The sequence below is a fragment of the Sphaerobacter sp. genome (genome assembly GCF_019683595.1).
Classification (GTDB): domain Bacteria; phylum Chloroflexota; class Chloroflexia; order Thermomicrobiales; family Thermomicrobiaceae; genus Sphaerobacter.
Genome location: NZ_JADGHZ010000001.1, coordinates 1 through 15971 on the forward strand (window position 1 = coordinate 1; position 15971 = coordinate 15971).

Annotated in this window: 12 protein-coding genes; 4 read left to right on the plus strand and 8 right to left on the minus strand. The window is 67.4% G+C overall.

Features of this window, described 5'->3' with window-relative positions:
* Positions 1-238: 238 nt before the first annotated feature.
* Positions 239-445 carry a hypothetical protein gene (locus IRZ30_RS00005; RefSeq protein ID WP_294081612.1) on the minus strand — a complete coding sequence of 69 codons (207 nt, stop codon included), beginning with the start codon at positions 443-445 and terminating at the stop codon, positions 239-241.
* Positions 446-500: 55 nt separating this feature from the next.
* Here IRZ30_RS00005 and IRZ30_RS00010 point away from each other — a divergent pair, with 55 nt between their 5' ends.
* On the plus strand, positions 501-1130 hold the full coding sequence (locus tag IRZ30_RS00010; protein ID WP_294081614.1) for a hypothetical protein: 630 nt from the start codon (positions 501-503) through the stop codon (positions 1128-1130).
* Positions 1131-1292: 162 nt separating this feature from the next.
* Positions 1293-2159: a hypothetical protein gene (locus IRZ30_RS00015; protein ID WP_294081616.1), complete on the plus strand. Its 867-nt coding sequence runs from the start codon at positions 1293-1295 to the stop codon at positions 2157-2159.
* A gap of 158 nt (positions 2160-2317) precedes the next feature.
* On the opposite strand, the gene IRZ30_RS00020 is transcribed toward IRZ30_RS00015, so the two are convergent.
* Together IRZ30_RS00020 and IRZ30_RS00025 are read right to left on the minus strand one after the other, a co-directional pair.
* Entirely contained in the window at positions 2318-3115 is a 798-nt protein-coding gene (locus IRZ30_RS00020; protein WP_294081618.1) for an SDR family oxidoreductase, read from the minus strand.
* A 121-nt stretch (positions 3116-3236) separates the two neighbouring features.
* Positions 3237-5195: a GAF domain-containing protein gene (locus IRZ30_RS00025; protein ID WP_294081620.1), complete on the minus strand. Its 1959-nt coding sequence runs from the start codon at positions 5193-5195 to the stop codon at positions 3237-3239.
* Between the two features lie 66 nt (positions 5196-5261).
* Between IRZ30_RS00025 and IRZ30_RS00030 the strand changes: the two genes are divergently transcribed.
* Together IRZ30_RS00030 and IRZ30_RS00035 are read left to right on the plus strand one after the other, a co-directional pair.
* The gene (locus IRZ30_RS00030) at positions 5262-6872 is read left to right on the plus strand and encodes an ATP-binding protein (RefSeq protein ID WP_294081621.1); all 1611 of its coding nucleotides are present in this window, start codon (positions 5262-5264) and stop codon (positions 6870-6872) included.
* A gap of 6 nt (positions 6873-6878) precedes the next feature.
* Positions 6879-8120 (plus strand): exonuclease SbcCD subunit D, encoded by a 1242-nt coding sequence (locus IRZ30_RS00035; protein ID WP_294081623.1) that lies wholly within the window; start codon positions 6879-6881, stop codon positions 8118-8120.
* Between the two features lie 123 nt (positions 8121-8243).
* Here the strand turns inward: IRZ30_RS00035 and IRZ30_RS00040 are convergent, their stop codons facing one another.
* The 5 genes from IRZ30_RS00040 to IRZ30_RS00060 all read right to left on the minus strand — a co-directional run bounded on the left by IRZ30_RS00040 (position 8244) and on the right by IRZ30_RS00060 (position 15970).
* Positions 8244-10241, minus strand: coding sequence for a S9 family peptidase (locus tag IRZ30_RS00040; protein WP_294081624.1), 1998 nt, complete (start codon positions 10239-10241; stop codon positions 8244-8246).
* A 121-nt stretch (positions 10242-10362) separates the two neighbouring features.
* Positions 10363-11640 carry a carboxypeptidase regulatory-like domain-containing protein gene (locus IRZ30_RS00045; RefSeq protein WP_294081626.1) on the minus strand — a complete coding sequence of 426 codons (1278 nt, stop codon included), beginning with the start codon at positions 11638-11640 and terminating at the stop codon, positions 10363-10365.
* Between the two features lie 191 nt (positions 11641-11831).
* The gene (locus IRZ30_RS00050) at positions 11832-13154 is read right to left on the minus strand and encodes a heterodisulfide reductase-related iron-sulfur binding cluster (RefSeq protein WP_294081630.1); all 1323 of its coding nucleotides are present in this window, start codon (positions 13152-13154) and stop codon (positions 11832-11834) included.
* Positions 13155-13209: 55 nt separating this feature from the next.
* Positions 13210-14511: an FAD-binding oxidoreductase gene (locus tag IRZ30_RS00055; protein ID WP_294081632.1), complete on the minus strand. Its 1302-nt coding sequence runs from the start codon at positions 14509-14511 to the stop codon at positions 13210-13212.
* Positions 14501-15970 carry an FAD-linked oxidase C-terminal domain-containing protein gene (locus tag IRZ30_RS00060; RefSeq protein ID WP_294081634.1) on the minus strand — a complete coding sequence of 490 codons (1470 nt, stop codon included), beginning with the start codon at positions 15968-15970 and terminating at the stop codon, positions 14501-14503. Before IRZ30_RS00060 ends, IRZ30_RS00055 begins: the two co-directional genes overlap by 11 nt.
* Position 15971: the final 1 nt, after the last annotated feature.

Below are 15971 nucleotides of genomic sequence, written 5' to 3' on the forward strand. Positions count from 1 at the left end.
AAGCACGACCAGGACTTTATCATACCCGCCCCCACCCCTCCCGGCAAGGGTACGGACAACCTCGGGAGGAGGGATCGGCACATGACGCCTCCACGGCACCGACCACAGAGGCGTTGGATTCGCTGTCATCGGAAATCAGGCGTCTCAAGATTACATCAACGTCCGGGATCTACGTGCCCTTGGGCAAGATCCTTCGCATCATCGCGAACCTGATGTACAATGTGCTCGTCTTCGACGTCTAAGACAATTCAGCAACAGGAACCGAGCGCTGGATGGGATCGAGTGTCGCTCGCACGTCGGTTATGGTCGACTGCGCCCGGTTCGACATGACGTAGAACGCGCTACACCTGAGGTACGCCTCGCAGCGTGCCCCAACGGCCCGCACCGTATCAGTGGTGACGATGATGCAGCGATGGTGGAGCGCCGGACTCGCGCTCGTCTGCACTGCGACACTCATGCTCGCCGCATGTGCCGATCCGATCCGGGACGACAGGCGGGCCGTGATATCCGCAGAACCGATGTGGCAGCACCTCGTGAGCGTGAACCTCGATCCGACGCTGCATCACGTCGTCGACGAGCGAGTTCGAACCGTGGATGCTTCCCCTACGGACGTTACCTACCGGCTCGTCGCCAACTTCGGGAACTACGCCCTTGTCGTCTACACCGCGCCGCCGTCGACGGTTGGGTTGGTCCCGCTCGTTCCGGTGACGGCCGGCGGCGGCTACACGGCATTGCAGGTGCTGACCGTCGGCGTTTCCGCCCCACCCCGTGCCGCGTTCGACCGCCCTCGCGACGGATTCCTCGCGGCGCTACCCGGCGGCCCCTACGCGGCCGCATCGGTCGCTCGCAGTCCGGACCAGTCGAGTTACAAGCTCTATGCCTCCAACGACACCATCGTTGTCGTCGTCCTGACCCCGCGACCAGCGGTACTGCCGTCGACCGCTTCGTCGCAGCCGCAGACTGCGGCCCGCTCGCTGATTGAGACAACCGACACCAGCATCGCCGTGGAGAACACCCCCAATGGAAGCATCGTCGTCGGCGTGCTCGGCCCGAAGGTGCACCGCGATCTGATCATCAGCTTGATCGACTGGGAGCTGCTCGAGCGCCGCCTCGGTGAAGTTAGTAGTTAGGTCCGAGGTCGGAGCGTCGTGCTCCGAGTCGGGCAACCGTCACCGGAGCTGCGATGCGCAATCCGCCACCGGATAGGATTCCCGCTCGTTTGTTCATACGCTAGGATCGTCCATAGTATCGCAATGCACGAAAGCCAACTGACATCTTGCGGAGAGTGAGCCATGCCTGCAGCACCAGACCCGGCCCTCGACTATGAACATCTCCGCCATCCACACCTGCGCGAGGTGCGCCCGGTTTGCCGGACACAGGCGACCGAGGGCTTGCGTGCTACCCTCTTGTCGATCGAGTACTACGATCGCGGGACCAACATCGTCATGCTCCTGGAGCAAGACCCCACCGCAACAGTGACGATCGTCAATGGGATACCTGCCCTCTCGGCGATTGACGACGCAGGGACGCGCCACCCGGCCATGCTCCGTGCCGCGAGCGGGAGTGGCGGCCCCGGGGGCGCAAGCATGCATTTGGTCGCTACCGTCGCGCCGGGACTCGACTTCGCGGCACAGTCCCTCACGATCGAGATGCTCCTTGCCAGAGCGGTTTCGTGGGCGGCGGATGCCACCGAATGGTCAGCGGACGGGGTCCTCGGGGGTCCGTGGCGTTTCACGTTCCCGCTTGATCAGGGCGCTACCGCGATGGGCGATCCTGACTCCAGTGTCGTGCGCGTCATCCCGGTTGGACAGCACCGGCAGTTCCACGACATCGGCGTCACCGTCTATTCAATCGAGTTGTACCGGGATCGATTCCAGGCCGTCGCCAGGTTGGATTGGGAAGGCCGGGGAGGATTTCCCCGCCTTACCTGGCGCGCAGTGGACGATCGAGGTGGGGTCTACGATGCGTGGCCCGCTGCTGGGAGCGGCGGTGGCAAGCCACCCGAGCTCTTCTCCTGGCGTCTCATCTGCCCGTTCACCCCGCAGCTTGATCCCGAGGCCCGGCACCTGACGCTGGAGATCGAGACATTGCAGTGGGGCTCCGGCGCCGTTCTCCAGGTGCCGGACAGCGCGCTGCGATTCACGGTCGGGTTGTCGTAGCGGATTACCCGTCACAATCGCCCGCGGGCAGCCTCCGTCGCATCTGGCAGCCGTGCGAGGGTTACCGGAAGGCCGAGCGGCGGCCGCAGCATGGCCGCCGCCCTGCCGGATATTCGAGTGAGAACTCTTGATACCGTGGAGGAACTACCCTCGCGGATCTACGGGACGATCGCCTCGCCGCCGTCGACGCGAATCACGTTTCCAGTGATCCAGCCGATACCGGGCGTGCTGAGCACGCGGATGGCCCGCGCCACGTCCTCCGGCGTCGTCACGCGGCCACCAGGGTTGCGCGCCTTGGCACCCTCCAGCATCTCCTCCGCACCGGGGATCTTCGACTGCGCGGGCGTCGGCGTCACGCCGGCCTGGATGCTGTTGGCCGCGATGCCGTGCGGCGCAAGCTCCACCGCGAGCTGGCGGATGTGTGCCTCCAATGCCGCCTTGGCCGCCGACACCGCCCCGTAACCGGCCCAGACGCGGGTGGACCCCTCGCTAGTCATGGCGAAGATGCGGGCGTCCTGGTCGAACAGCCCGGCGTGGAAGATGTCCTGCGTCCAATAGACGAGGGAGTTGGCCATGACGTCCAGCGTCATCTCGAGCTGCTTCTGGGTCAGTTGCTGAGCGGGATCGGGCTCGATGTAGCGGCGCAGGGTGCCGAACGCCAGCGAATGCATCAGCACGCGGACGCGCGCCCCACGATCCTTGAGCGCCTGAATCACCTCGGCGCGCTTCTCGGGATCGGCCGCGTTCACGTTGAAGAAGGCGGCTTCGCGCCCGGCCGCCTGGACATCGGCGATCACCGCTTCAGCCTGGGGCAAGGTGCTCCGCCGATCCAGGTGCACTCCGCAGATGTTGAATCCAGCCGCGGCCAGCTCACGGCTGGTCGCCGCGCCAAAGCCGCTCGACGCGCCGAGGATCACCGCCCAGGGCGCACCAGTCGCTGTCTCCGTTCCGGCCAACCCTCCGCCTCCCTTCCCGGCAATCGCCGTCCGCTACGGACGGCCAGGTCACAGCTTTGTCACTCCGCAGATTATGAGAGCCGGTAGCAACCGAGGTCAAGCCGACGCATCCCCCGCGCGCTCACGCGGATTCACCGCCGGTGGGCAGGGGGAAACGCACGCAGGCCACGGTGCCGCCACCCTCGCGGGCACGCAGATGGAGCGAGCCGTGCAGGTCCACCTCGACGAGCGTCCGGGCGATCTGGAGGCCCAGCCCGGCGCTGCGGACCGGGTCGAAGCCCTCCGGCAGCCCGACGCCGTCGTCGCACACCTCCAGCACCGCCTCGTCGCCGTCGCACCGTACGCCAATGATGACCTCACCGCGCTCGCGCCGAGCCACACCGTGCACCACCGCGTTAGCCAGGAACTCATTGATGAGGAGAGCGAGCACCGTCGCCTGCCGGGACGGGACGTGCACCGGCGACGGCTCGATGACGAAGTTCACCTGTGTTCCCGGCGGCACGACATTGATGATCGCCTCGTCCACCACGTGCTTGGCGATGCGCTCCACCGTCGTCTCGCGCAGGTTCCCGCTCGAGAGCAGGTCGTGGATCGCAGCGATGCTCCGGATCCGGCTGACGGCCTCTTGCAGCGGCTGGGTCCACCCCTCATCGGCGGCATGCCGCGCCTGCATCGAGAGCAGCGCCGCGACCATCTGCAGGTTGTTGCGCACCCGGTGGTGCATCTCCTGCAGCAGGGTCGAGGCACGCGTGAAGCCCCGCAGCGCCTCCTCGTACAGCTCGGCGTTCTCGATCGCGATCGCCGCCGAGTCGGAGAACGCATCGAGCAGCCCTTGCATGTCCTGAGCGTCCTGCGGGCGTTCGCCAAGGTAGACGCAGATCGCCCCCACCGCCCGGCGTGCCGTCACCATCGGGACGACGTAGAGGAACGTGCTCGGTTCCTCCGCCGGCAGCCGGCGCCAGATGGCCGCCCCGGTCTGCATCGCCTCCTCAACCACCGGCACGACGACCGCCCGGTCGGCCACCGGCGCCGCGTCATCCGACGGGTGACGCGCCATCAGTTCGAGCCGCGTCGGGTCGTGCCGCGGCCGGCGGTAGATCTCCGCCGCCGTCGCCTGGCTCAACTCCGCCGTCTGGCGGCTGATCAGCCGCAACACCTCCGACAGGTCGAGCGTCGACGCCACCATGCGCGACATCTGTTGCAGCGTGGCGAGCTGGCTGATCCGGCGGCGGAGTTGGGCGTCGGTCTCGCTGTACAGCCGCGCGTTCTCAATGGCGATGGCGATCTCGCCGGCCGCCGTCTCCAGGAACGCCAGCTCGTCGGCGTCGAACTCGCGCCGGGCTGCCGAGAGAATGTTCAGCACCCCGACCAGCCGGTCGGGAGCACCGAGCGCCAGCGGCACCGACACCTGCGACGTATAGATCTGATCGCCGATCCGCGGGTGGTCCAGGTACGCCGGATGGGAGCGAGCCTCGGCCACGGCCAGGATGCGGCGCGTTGCCGCCGCCTCACCGGTGATCCCTACCCCAAGCGGCAGCCGGAGCTGGCCGACCTCCTCCTGGTTGAGGCCGACCGTGGCCCGAAGCACGAGCGTGCCGCTCGTCTGGTCGTAGAGGAAGATCGAGCAGGAATCGGCCGCAACCGTCTGCTTCACGACATCGACCACGGTCCGCAGCATCGCCTCCAGATCGAGGCTGGCGGTCGCCGCCTGGTTGATGCGGTGCAGGCCGGCCAGTCGCGCAACGTGGCTGGACAGCGGCCCGGTTCCGCCGCGCCGCACCAAACCACGCAGGCGCACCATATAGTCGGTGTAGCCGCGCACCGTGGCGCCCAGCACGGCCGGGTCGGCCGGCACGTCCGCCTCCCGCCAGGCGTCGAGCAACAAGGCGAAGGCGTCTTCCATGCGACAGTGGTCGGCCGCCACCGCCTCACCGAAGTCGATCGCGGCGAGGAGCAGGCGCGTCTGCCCTCCGGGTGCCCCCTGCTCCTGCATCGCCTCCAGCAGCGCGTGCAGCGCGTCATGACGGCGCGACACCGTGCCCTCAGCCGCCTCGCTTGGCCCGGCAGTTTCGTGCTGCATCTGATCCCCGCTCAGGTGGTACAATCGTTCTATACGTACGCGTGGCTCGACCGCGAGGGAGATGAAATGGGTGTCCGGTCGCAACCACTCGGCGTCGTGACGGAGGGGAGCTTCACCGGCGGCCTCACGGTTCGCCTGGCTCCGGATTGCCCCACCGAGGCGCTGCGCGTCGGCAGCTTCGTCGTCCTCGAAGGGAACGACAACCGTTATTTTAGCCTGATCGCCGACATGCGGCTGCGTGTGACCGACCCATCGCTCACGGCTCACCCGCCCGCGGGCGGATCACCCTTCGTGCGCCAGGCCCTGGCCGGAACGCACACCTATGCGACGGTCGAGGTGCGCCCCAGCCTCATGCTCGAGAACGCATCGAAGCTCACCGGCGCCCCGCCCGGGCCCGTACGCAACATTCCGATGCACTTTGCGGTCCTCCGCGAAGCCCGGCCGGAGGACTTCGACCTCGTGTTCGGATCGGAGGGCGACACGCGCTTCGCGCTCGGCACCCCGCTCACCATGGACATCCCGATCCCGATCGACCTGAAAGCGTTCATCGAGCGGAGCAACGGGATATTCGGCCAGAGCGGCACCGGAAAGAGCGTGCTGACCCGCCTCCTGCTCTTCGGCCTAATCAAGAGCGATGTCGCATCGGCGCTGATCTTCGACATGCATGACGAGTATGCCTACGCGAAGCGCGACCCGGAGATCGCCGGGCTGGTGGAGCTCTTCGGCGAGTCGCGCGTCAAGGTCTACACGCTCGACAAGCGGACCGGCGGCAGCCGGGACGTCGTCATCGGGCTGAATCAGATCGAGCCGGAAGATATCGAGCTCCTGGCCGACGAGTTGAACCTCCGCGAGACTTTCCCGGCCGTCGCCCACCAACTCCAGCAGGCGTTCAAGAGCCGCTGGATGCAGCGGCTGCTCGCGATGGATTCCGAGGACGTCGCCGAGTTCTGCCAGCAAACTGGGGCGCACCCCGGCGCGGTCGACGCCCTGCGCCAGAAGCTGGCCCTGATCCGCAAGCGGGATTACGTCGTCGAGGAAGCCGGGTTCTCCTGGGTGGACGATATGCTCCACCACATCGAGCGGGGCAACCACATCATCCTCCAGTTCGGCCGCCACGACTCGCTGCTCGACTACATGCTGGTGGCCAACATCGTCACCCGGCGCATCCACCAGCGCTACACCGAGAAAGCCCTGGCCGCGCAGGCCGACGGCGCGTTCGGCCAGGAGCCGCGGCATCTGGTGATCGTGCTGGAGGAGGCGCACAAGTTCCTGACCCCGGAGGCCGCCCGCCAGTCGATCTTCGGCACCATCGCCCGGGAGATGCGCAAGTACTCGGTGACGCTCCTGGTCGTCGACCAGCGACCGTCCAGCATCGACCCCGACGTGCTCTCCCAGCTCGGCACGCGCATCACCGGCCTCCTGGCCGACCAGCGCGACATCGACGCCGTCCTGACCGGCGTAGGTGACCGCAACCAGCTCCGTGGGATGCTTGCCAGCCTTGAGCCGCGCCAGCAGTGCCTCATCGTCGGCCACGCCATCCCGATGCCGATGCTCCTCCGCACCCGCCAGTACGACCGCGCGAGCCTGATGGCCGAGCTACGCGCCTCCTCCAAAATCCGGCCCATCGACGGCCACGAGTTGCTGGCTCGCTACCGCAGCTTTGACGAGGACGAATAGCGCCACATGCGACTCCTGCATTTCGCCGACCTCCATCTCGGCATGGAGAACTACGGCACCCTGGACACGAAGCTGGGGTACTCCACCCGCGTACGTGACTACCTCGCGGCTTTCGATCAGGTCATCGACCACGCGATCGAGCACCAGGTCGATGCTGTGCTCTTCGCTGGCGACGCCTTCAAGCATCGCGACCCCAGCCCGACGATCCAGCGGGAGTTCGCCAAGCGCATCCGCCGCCTGGCCGCGGCCGAGATCCCGACCGTGCTGCTCGTCGGCAACCACGACCTGCCCAGCATCGACGCCCGCGCCACGCCGATGGACATCTATGCCACGCTCGACATCCCCTTCATCTACGTCGCGCGCGATCCGGACGTACTCCGACTGGAGACCCGCGGCGGACCGCTTCAGGTGGTCACGCTCCCCTGGCTCTCGCGTAACCGATTGCTCGACCCCGAGCAGCGGCGCAACCCCGACCCAGGTGCCGTGAGCCGCGCCGCGGCCGAAGCCACCTCGTTGATCCTCAGCGCCCTGGTCGACCAGCTCGATCCCGAGATACCGGCCGTGCTCCTCGCGCACCTGAGTATCGAGGGTGCGCGCCTGGGGTCGGAGCAGTCGATCATGCTCGGTGAGGATCTGGTGCTCGACACGGACGAGCTGCGCGTGCGCGCCTTCGACTACGTGGCGCTGGGCCATATCCACCAGCACCAGTTGATCACGGCGCGCCCGCCAACCGTCTACGCCGGAAGCCTGGAGCGCATCGACTTCGGGGAAGAACGCGAGGACAAGGGGTTCGTCCTGGTCGACATCCAGCCCGGCCCCGCCGGGGAACGACGTGTCGAATGGACGTTCCAGCCGGTCCGGTCACGCCCCTTCGTGACCCTACGGATCAAGGCGGTGCATGAGGATCCGATGGTCGATGTCGAGCGCGAGATCGAGCAGCGCGCCGCCGATCTAGACGGGGCGATCGTCCGCGCCTTCATCGCGGTGCCGCCCGAGCGGGAGGAGCTGCTGCGCATCGACGAGGTGCGCCGGATGCTCCTCCAGAGCGGCGCCGCCTACGTCGCAAAGGTCGTGCGTGACGTCGACCTCCAGGTCCGTCCTCGCATCGAGTTGCGCGACCACGAGACCCTCGACCCCGTGGCCGCGCTCGAAAAGTGGCTCTCCCTCCGCGACCTCACCGAGAACCAGCGCCGCCGCATCCTCGAAGCCGGCAAGGCCCTCATCCAGGCCGAGCGGGATGGGGAGTGAGGCGTGATTCGTCATGCGTCATACGTCCCCCTCACCCCCGACCCCTTCTCACGAGGGAAGAGGGGAGAAGGGCTGAATACCGAACGCTGAAGACGTTTGACGCATGACGCATGACGTATTACGTCACAGATACCGCTGGAACCACCCCAGGATGTACTGAAGGCGCTCCACCCGGTGCTTGGGTTTGCCGCTGCGCGAGAGGTTGTGGTTCTCGTTCGGGAAGCGGACGAACTCCACCTCCCGCCCCAGCTTCTTCAGGGAAATGAACAACTGCTCGGCCTGCGCGATCGGGCAGCGGTAGTCCTCCTCGCTGTGGATGATGAGCAGCGGCGTCTTCATGTTCTCGACGTAGGTGATCGGTGACAGGCGCACGTAGGTCTCCCGCGCCTCCCACGGCACCCCGCCCCACTCGTACGCGCCGAAGTGGAACCCGATGTCGCTGGTGCCGAAGAAGCTGTAGAGGTCAGACACGCAGCGCTGTGTGACGGCCGCCTTGAAGCGGTCAGTGTGACCGATCACCCAGTTGGTCATGTAGCCGCCGTACGAGCCGCCGGTGACGCCCAAACGGTTGGGATCGACGTAGCCCTGCTCGATGACGTAGTCGACGGCCGCCATGAGGTCCGGCATGTCCTTCTCACCCCAGGCGGCGCGGGTGTAGGAGGCGTACTCCGTGCCGTATCCCTGGCTGCCCCGCGGGTTGGTGTACACCACGACGTACCCCTGAGCCGCAAGGAGCTGGAACTCATGGAAGTAGTGGTTGGCGTACATCCCGTGCGGCCCGCCATGGATCTCCAGCACCATCGGGTATTTCCGGCCCGGCTCGAAGCCGATCGGCTTCATCACCCAGCCGTGAATCTCCGCCCGGTCTTCCGCGTGGCTCGGAACCCGGAACTCCTCCGGCTCGCTGAGCGCGACCGAGCTGAAGAACTCCTCATTGACCGCCGTCAGCCGCCGCTCGTCGGAGCCGTTCGCGCGGCAGACGTACACGTCGCACGGGTTGAGCGGGTCGCCCGCCACAAAGGCGATACGGCTACCGTCCGGGCTCACGCTGAAGTCGAGCACCCGCCGCTGGCCGCCGACCACGAGGGACGGATCGCCGCCCGCAGCCGGCACGCGGTACACGTGCGTGTTCCCGCTGTCGCTCACCTGGAAGTAGATCCAACCATCGGGAGTCCAGGCGAGGCCGGGGTTCGCCGGAGCGCACGTGTCGTTGATGCCGGCGTCGCCAACCGTGCGCCCGAGCCCCTCGGTGAGGCACCGGATCGTTCCACCGTCAGCGACCCACACCTGGGAGTCGATGGCGCCGCCCGACTCCGGCTGACGATGCCCCGCAAAGGCGATCGCCGCGCCGTCGACCGACCACACGGGCCGGCCGAAGTCGGCATCGTTACCCGTCGCGATCGGCCGCGCCTCGCCTCCACGGGCTGGGACCGCCCAGATCTCGCTCACCGTGTTGAACTCGCGGTCCTCCGTGCGGTTGGAGACGAAGGCGATCTCGTGCCCACCGGGGGACCACACGGGCCAGGCGTCGTTGAAATCACCTGACGTCACCTGCCACGGGTCGCCGCCCGCCGCCGGGACGCACCAGATGTGCGTGTGCTTGTCGTCGAGGAAGCCCGAGACGCCGTCGGCGCGGAAGCGGATGCGGGTGATCCGCACTACGTCGCTTTTCTCCTCCTCGCCCTCATCCTCGTCACGCTTCTCGAGTTGGGCTGCCTCGGTCTTGCTCACCAGGGCCAGGGTCGAGCCGTCCGGCGACCAGGCAAAAAAGGTCACGCCCTCGGGAAGATCCGTGACCTGCGTCGCCTCGCCACCATCGACCGAGATGGTCCAGACCTGAGACTTGCCGGATCGGTTCGAGAGGAACGCGATCCGCGACCCATCGGGCGACCAGCGCGGGAAACTATCCCGCGCGTCGGCGGACGTGAACCGGCGCGGCGTGCCACCATCGACTGGCACCACGAAAATCGACGATCGGTAGTCGTTCTTCTCCTTGTCGAGGATCGTCTGTGTGTAGGCGACGTATCGGCCATCGGGGGAGATCTGTGCGTCGCTAACCAGCGTGATGTTGTAGATATCCTCCGGGGTCAGGCGACGCTTCGCACCCGTCGACGCACCCACAATCGTCCTCCTCCCTCTCGACAAACAACCGCCTGCGCATAGTAGCACAGGCGGTTTCCCAGTGCTCGGCTGCCGAGCTCACACGATACGGCGAATTCCGTTCCTCGTCCCATTGAGGATCTCAGGCGCCGGAATCCTTCAGGCCGCGCATGCGGAGGGAGATGGCGCGCAGCTCCTCGACGATCTCGGCTCGCTCCTCCTGGTACGTTTCCTCGTCGATCTCGCCTCTCGCCCGCTCCTCGTCGAGCTTGTTCAGTTCCGCCGCGAGCGCCAGCCGCTCGGCTTCCAGGCTCTCGGGGTCGTCGGGCAGATCGTGTGCGGCGTCGCTCGCCGCCTCGGCCGGTTGGCGACGAGCCCGAACCGCCTGGAACGTGAGCACGCCTGCAACCGCCAGACCCACCACCGCGGCGATGCCCGCGTACAACGGACCGCGGTCGGTGTCCGTAGAGCCGGGCTTCGGCAGGCCGTCCACGGTGACGGCGATGACGTCCCCGACCACCGGCTGCTGGGCTGAGATCACGTGGTACACGGTCCCGGCGATGTTGGCCGTCCCGGCATCCTGCATCGATGGCGAGGAGATGTTATAGGTGCCATCCTCAATCAGCACGCTGAGCGCGTCGGTCGGCTGGGCGGTCCCGATCTCCAGCGTCGCCTTCGTCCCCTGGTAAGGTACGAGGTAGGAGAACATGGCATCGTGGCTGCCGGGGGTGATGAGGCCGGTGGTGATCAGGTAGCCATCCTCGTATCGGAGCTGGCCGAAGTTGAAGCCGGACTGCGGCTGCTGGATGATCTGCGTCGCACCGGGCGGCAGCGGGATGCGGAGCACCGTGCCGTTCTGTCCCACGTACGCGCGGTCGCTGCTGTTGTCGAGCGAGACGATCTCGAATATTTCGAGGGCCCCCACTTCCGTGTTAGCCCCGGCGATGATCACGCCGCGTGAGGCGATTTCGATGACGCTCGGGTCATCCGTCGGCTCGTAGACGGTCAGGTCGGCAGTCGTCTGCGGCTGGTCGCTCAGCAGCAGCAGCGAACTGTAGTAGTCATAGCCCTGGTACCTGACGGTCGCGATATAGCCCTCGCCCTCGTTCACCGGTAGGTTCTCGAAGCGGTAGGAGCCGTCCTCACCGGTCGTCGTGGTGTACTCGTCGGTGGGCTGCATCTCCTGGTACCGGGTGAGCTTCACTTCCAGGCCGGCCACGCTGCCGCCGCCGGGCGTACCGTTCTTCACCGTGCCGGAGATGACCCCGTCCCCCGTCGCGGGGGGCGTGGCGCCAGGCGTGGCGGCGGGCGTGGCCGCCCCTTCGGATACACCTGGCGTGGCGTCTTCAGCGAGTGCTGTGAACGGGATCATCAAGGCGAGGGCGACGAGCAGAGCCACAAGTGACCGGCGCAGCGTCATGGACGTGGGACTCCTCCTCCACGTGGGGCATCCCGCCCCGACCGACTCCGCGCCGAAGTGTAGCAGGTGATTTCGGGACCGTCCGACCGCACGCATCGATGGGCGTGGCTCAGCCACCCCGCTCCCAGGGGCGACTGGGCGAGCCAATAACCGGTTCGCACGTTCCACCGTTCGAAGCTGGTGCCGCCAAATCAGGCGCGCGCCTCGGCCGCGGCGTAGGCCCGGTCGAGGACTTCGACCAGGTGCAACACCGGCCGATTGTCGCCGCGGGCGCGGAGCCCACTGGTGAGCTGGAGCATGCAGCCGGGGTTGGCCGACACGATCGCCTCAGCTCCGGTCGAGAGGGCGTTGTCGAGTTTCCGCGCGAGCAGCTTGCTCGACATGTCCGGCTGGAGCAAGTTGTAGATCCCGGCGCTGCCGCAGCAGAGGGACGACTCCGGCATCTCGACGACTTTCAGCTCCGGGATCGCCTTCAACAACTGCCGCGGCTGCTTGGCGATCCGCTGCGCGTGGGCCAGGTGACACGGCTCCTGGTAGGTGACGGTCATCGGGAGCGGCCCGGGCTCCGCGCTCAGCCCCTTCGCCGCCAGGAACTCGGTGACGTCTTGCACGCGTTCGGCGAAGCGCGCCGCGCGCTCGGCGTATTCCGGGTCGTCCTTGAGGAGGTGCCCATACTCCTTCATTGCCGCGCCGCAACCGGCGGCGTTGACGATGATCGCGTCGAGATACGGGCTGTCGAACGCGTCGATGTTCTTCCGCGCCAGTGCGCGACCGCCGTCGGGATCGCCTTGGTGGACGTGCAGAGCCCCGCAGCAGCCCTGCCCGTCGATCAGCGTCACCTCGAAGCCGTTGCGGGTCAGCACACGGATCGTCGCCTCGTGGATCTCGGCGTATGCCGTGCTCATAATGCAGCCGGTGAACAGGCCGACGCGCCCGCGCCACTGGCCTTGCGCGGGGATCGTCTCCCCCTTGGGCACGACGAAGCGGTCGCTCACTCGCGGCATCAGCTCGTGGGCCTGATCGAGGCCGAGCAGCTTGAGCACACCGCTGCGCTTGGCGATGCGGGGGAGCGGCGAGCGCTGGTACAGCCGCAGCCCGGTGCTGAGGGCGCGGAAGCGGCGCATGTCGGTGAAGACCCCGCCGAAGACGACTTTGCGGAGCACCCGTGCCTTGGGAGTGCTCTTGCGCGCCTGCTCGATCTGCGCCCGCGACGCCTCCAGGATCTCACCGTACTTCACGCCGGAGGGACAAACCGCCTCACAGGCCCGGCAGTTGAGGCAGAGATACATCTCTTCCTCGAAGAGCGGGTCGAGCAGGTCCAGCCGGCCTTCGCTGACCTCCTTCATCAGCCAGATTCGGCCCCGTGGGGACGAGCGCTCGCGCCGGGTGATCACATAGGTCGGGCACGAGGGGAGGCAGAGGCCGCAGTGGACGCACGAGCGAATAACCTCCGTACTGGGGACATCGTGCCCCGCGAATCCGCGCAACTCGCTCGCTGGTGCAGTGGTCGCCATCGTTCCGTTCCTTCGTCCCGTACGCCCGTTCGGCTGGTGTCGCTCGTGCTACGTGTTAGAGGTGGCCGATGAACCGCCCCCGATTTAGCGTGCCGCGCGGGTCAAATTCGGCCTTGAGGGCACGCATCGTGTCGAACCCGGCCGGCCGCCGGCCGAACACGTCGGTGTCCGTCTTGACCCCGTGCGGAGCGGTCAGCAGCGTCGCGTGCAGGCCCAAGGGCGCCAGTTCCTCCCAGGCACGCCGCAGCACCGCAGGCTCGCCGGAGGCCCGCATGTAGCAGAGCCCGCTCCCCATGTCCAGCGTCATCTCCGTGGCGAGGTCGAGCGCCGCCAGCTCGTTCATCGCAGCCTCGGCAACGACCGATACCTGGGACGGAGCCACGCCCACCCGCACGCCGATCGTGTCCGCGGCGGGCGCCGCGTCGAGCGCCAGCGCGATCCGCTGCCAGAGGCTGGTGGTCTCGTCGTTCTCCACGATGTCGGCCGCTTCCGCACCATGGCGGACCGCGGCCGCGATCCGCTCGGCCTGGCGGGCGACCGCCACCGGCGGCGCCTCGCAGCGCAGGCAGAGCGACCAGCGCGCATCCGGCAATTCCGCGCGACGCGTGGCCCCTTCGTCGAGTACCACGATCGCCGTCGGGGCGAGCTGCGATGTGCGCACCGCCTCAGCCGCCTCAACCGCAGCCGCCAGCGTGGGGAAGCGGGCGACGACGCTTCGCTGCGCACGCGGCCTGGGGATCACCTTCATGTTCACCTGGGTGATCACGGCCAGCGATCCGAGCGAACCGTAGTAGAGGCGCATCATGTCGAAGCCGGACACGTTCTTCACCACCATGCCGCCGCCCTTGGCGATCCGGCCGGCCGGCAGCACGACGGTGATGCCGATCAGGAGGTCGCGAAGCGAGCCGTAGCCAAAGCGGCGCGGTCCGGCGAGCCCGGCAGCCACAACGCCGCCGATGGTCGCTCGATCCGGTCGTGCGACGTCAATCGGCAGCACCTGCCCGTGCTCGGCCAGGTGCCGGTCAAGCTCGGCGATCGTGCAGCCCGCCCGCACCGAGATGGTCAGGTCGTCCGGCTCGTGGTGCGCCACCCCGTCCAGGGCACGCAGGTCGAGGGCCACGTCGTAGCCGGCCGGCAGGTTGCCCAGCCCCATGTGCGAGCCGCCGCCCCAGGGGATCACCGCCAGCCCCGCGTCGTTGGCGGCCGCCAGGCAGGCGCTCACCTCCTCGACCGTCGCCGGGGCAAGCGCTGCTGCCGGGACCACGCCATCGACCGCATAGTCCTGAGGGTCACGGCGCGCTACCCCCGCGGGAAGCGCGTCGAGGTTCGGCACGTCACGCTCCTGCTCAGACGACATCTTCCAGCCCCAGTCCACCGGCTACCGGGACGCCGGACTCCTTGATTGCCGCCACCTCGCCGCAGGAGAAGGAGGTCGGGAAGACCTTCTCCGGGTTGAAGTACATAAGCGGATCGAAGCTGCGCTTCAGCCCTGCCATCGCTGCCAGGTCATCCGGAGAGAAGATCAGCGTCAGGTAATCCTTCTTCTCCAGCCCGATTCCGTGCTCGCCGGAGACGGTGCCGCCGCGCTCGACACAGTACTGCAAAAGATCCGTCCCGGCGTTGAGTACCCGCTCGATCGCACCCTTTTCGTAGCGGTCGAACAAGATGAGCGGGTGCAGGTTGCCGTCCCCCGCATGGAACACGTTAGCAATCCGCAGCCGGTACTCACGGCTCAGTTCACCGACGAAGCTCAGCGTCTCGGGCAGCTTGGTCCGGGGAACGGTCGCGTCCTGGAGGTAGTAGTTGGGGGTGAGCCGGCCCATCGCGCCGAAGGCGGCCTTGCGCGCGAACCACAGTGCCTCGCGCTCCTCGGCCGACTCCGCCACCCGCACCTCCATCGCGTCGTGCTGGCGACAGATGTCGGCAATGGCATCGGCGCTCTCGGCGACCGCCTCGGAGAGGCCGTCGATCTCAACGAGCAAGACCGCACCAGCATCGGTCGGGTAGCCGGCGTGGAACGCCGCCTCCACCGCCTGAATCGAAAGCTGGTCCATCATCTCCAGCGCCGCGGGCAGGACGCCCGCCGCGACGATGGCCGAGACCGCATTCGATGCCGTGTCGATGGTCGGGAACGGCGCCAGGAGCACGCTGACCGCCTCCGGGTTGCGGGTCAGGCGCACCATCACCTTGGTGACGATTCCCAGCGTCCCTTCCGAGCCGACGAGCGTCCCGGTCAGGTCAATCCCCGGCCACTCCGGCGCCGGGCCACCGGTCCAGATCACCTCTCCGCTCGGCAGCACAACCTCCAGGCCCAGGATGTGGTTCGAGGTCACTCCGTACTTCAGGCAATGCGGTCCGCCCGAGTTGTTGGCGACGTTGCCACCGATGGTGCAGGCGCGCTGCGATGAGGGGTCGGGTGCGAAGAAGTAGCCGCGCGGCGTCGTCGTGTTCGAGAGCTCGAGGTTGATGACGCCCGGCTCGACGATGGCGTAGCGGTCGCGTTCATTGATCTCGATGATCCGGTTCATCCGGGTCATGACCACCATGATCCCGCCGCGCGCGGCGATAGCTCCACCCGCCAGGCCGGTTCCGGCCCCGCGCGGCGTGACCGGGAGCCCATACTCCCGCGCCAGGCGGACGACTTCCGCAACCTGCGCCGTCGACTGCGGAAGCACCACGAAGTCCGGGCGGTGACGTCCGGCGATGGCCTCATCCGACGCATCGTATTCGTAGACGAGCAGGTCGGTCGGATCGGCGATCACACCACTCGCGCCGACGACCGCTTCCAGTCGTTCGCGCAGAGCCGCCCTATCCATA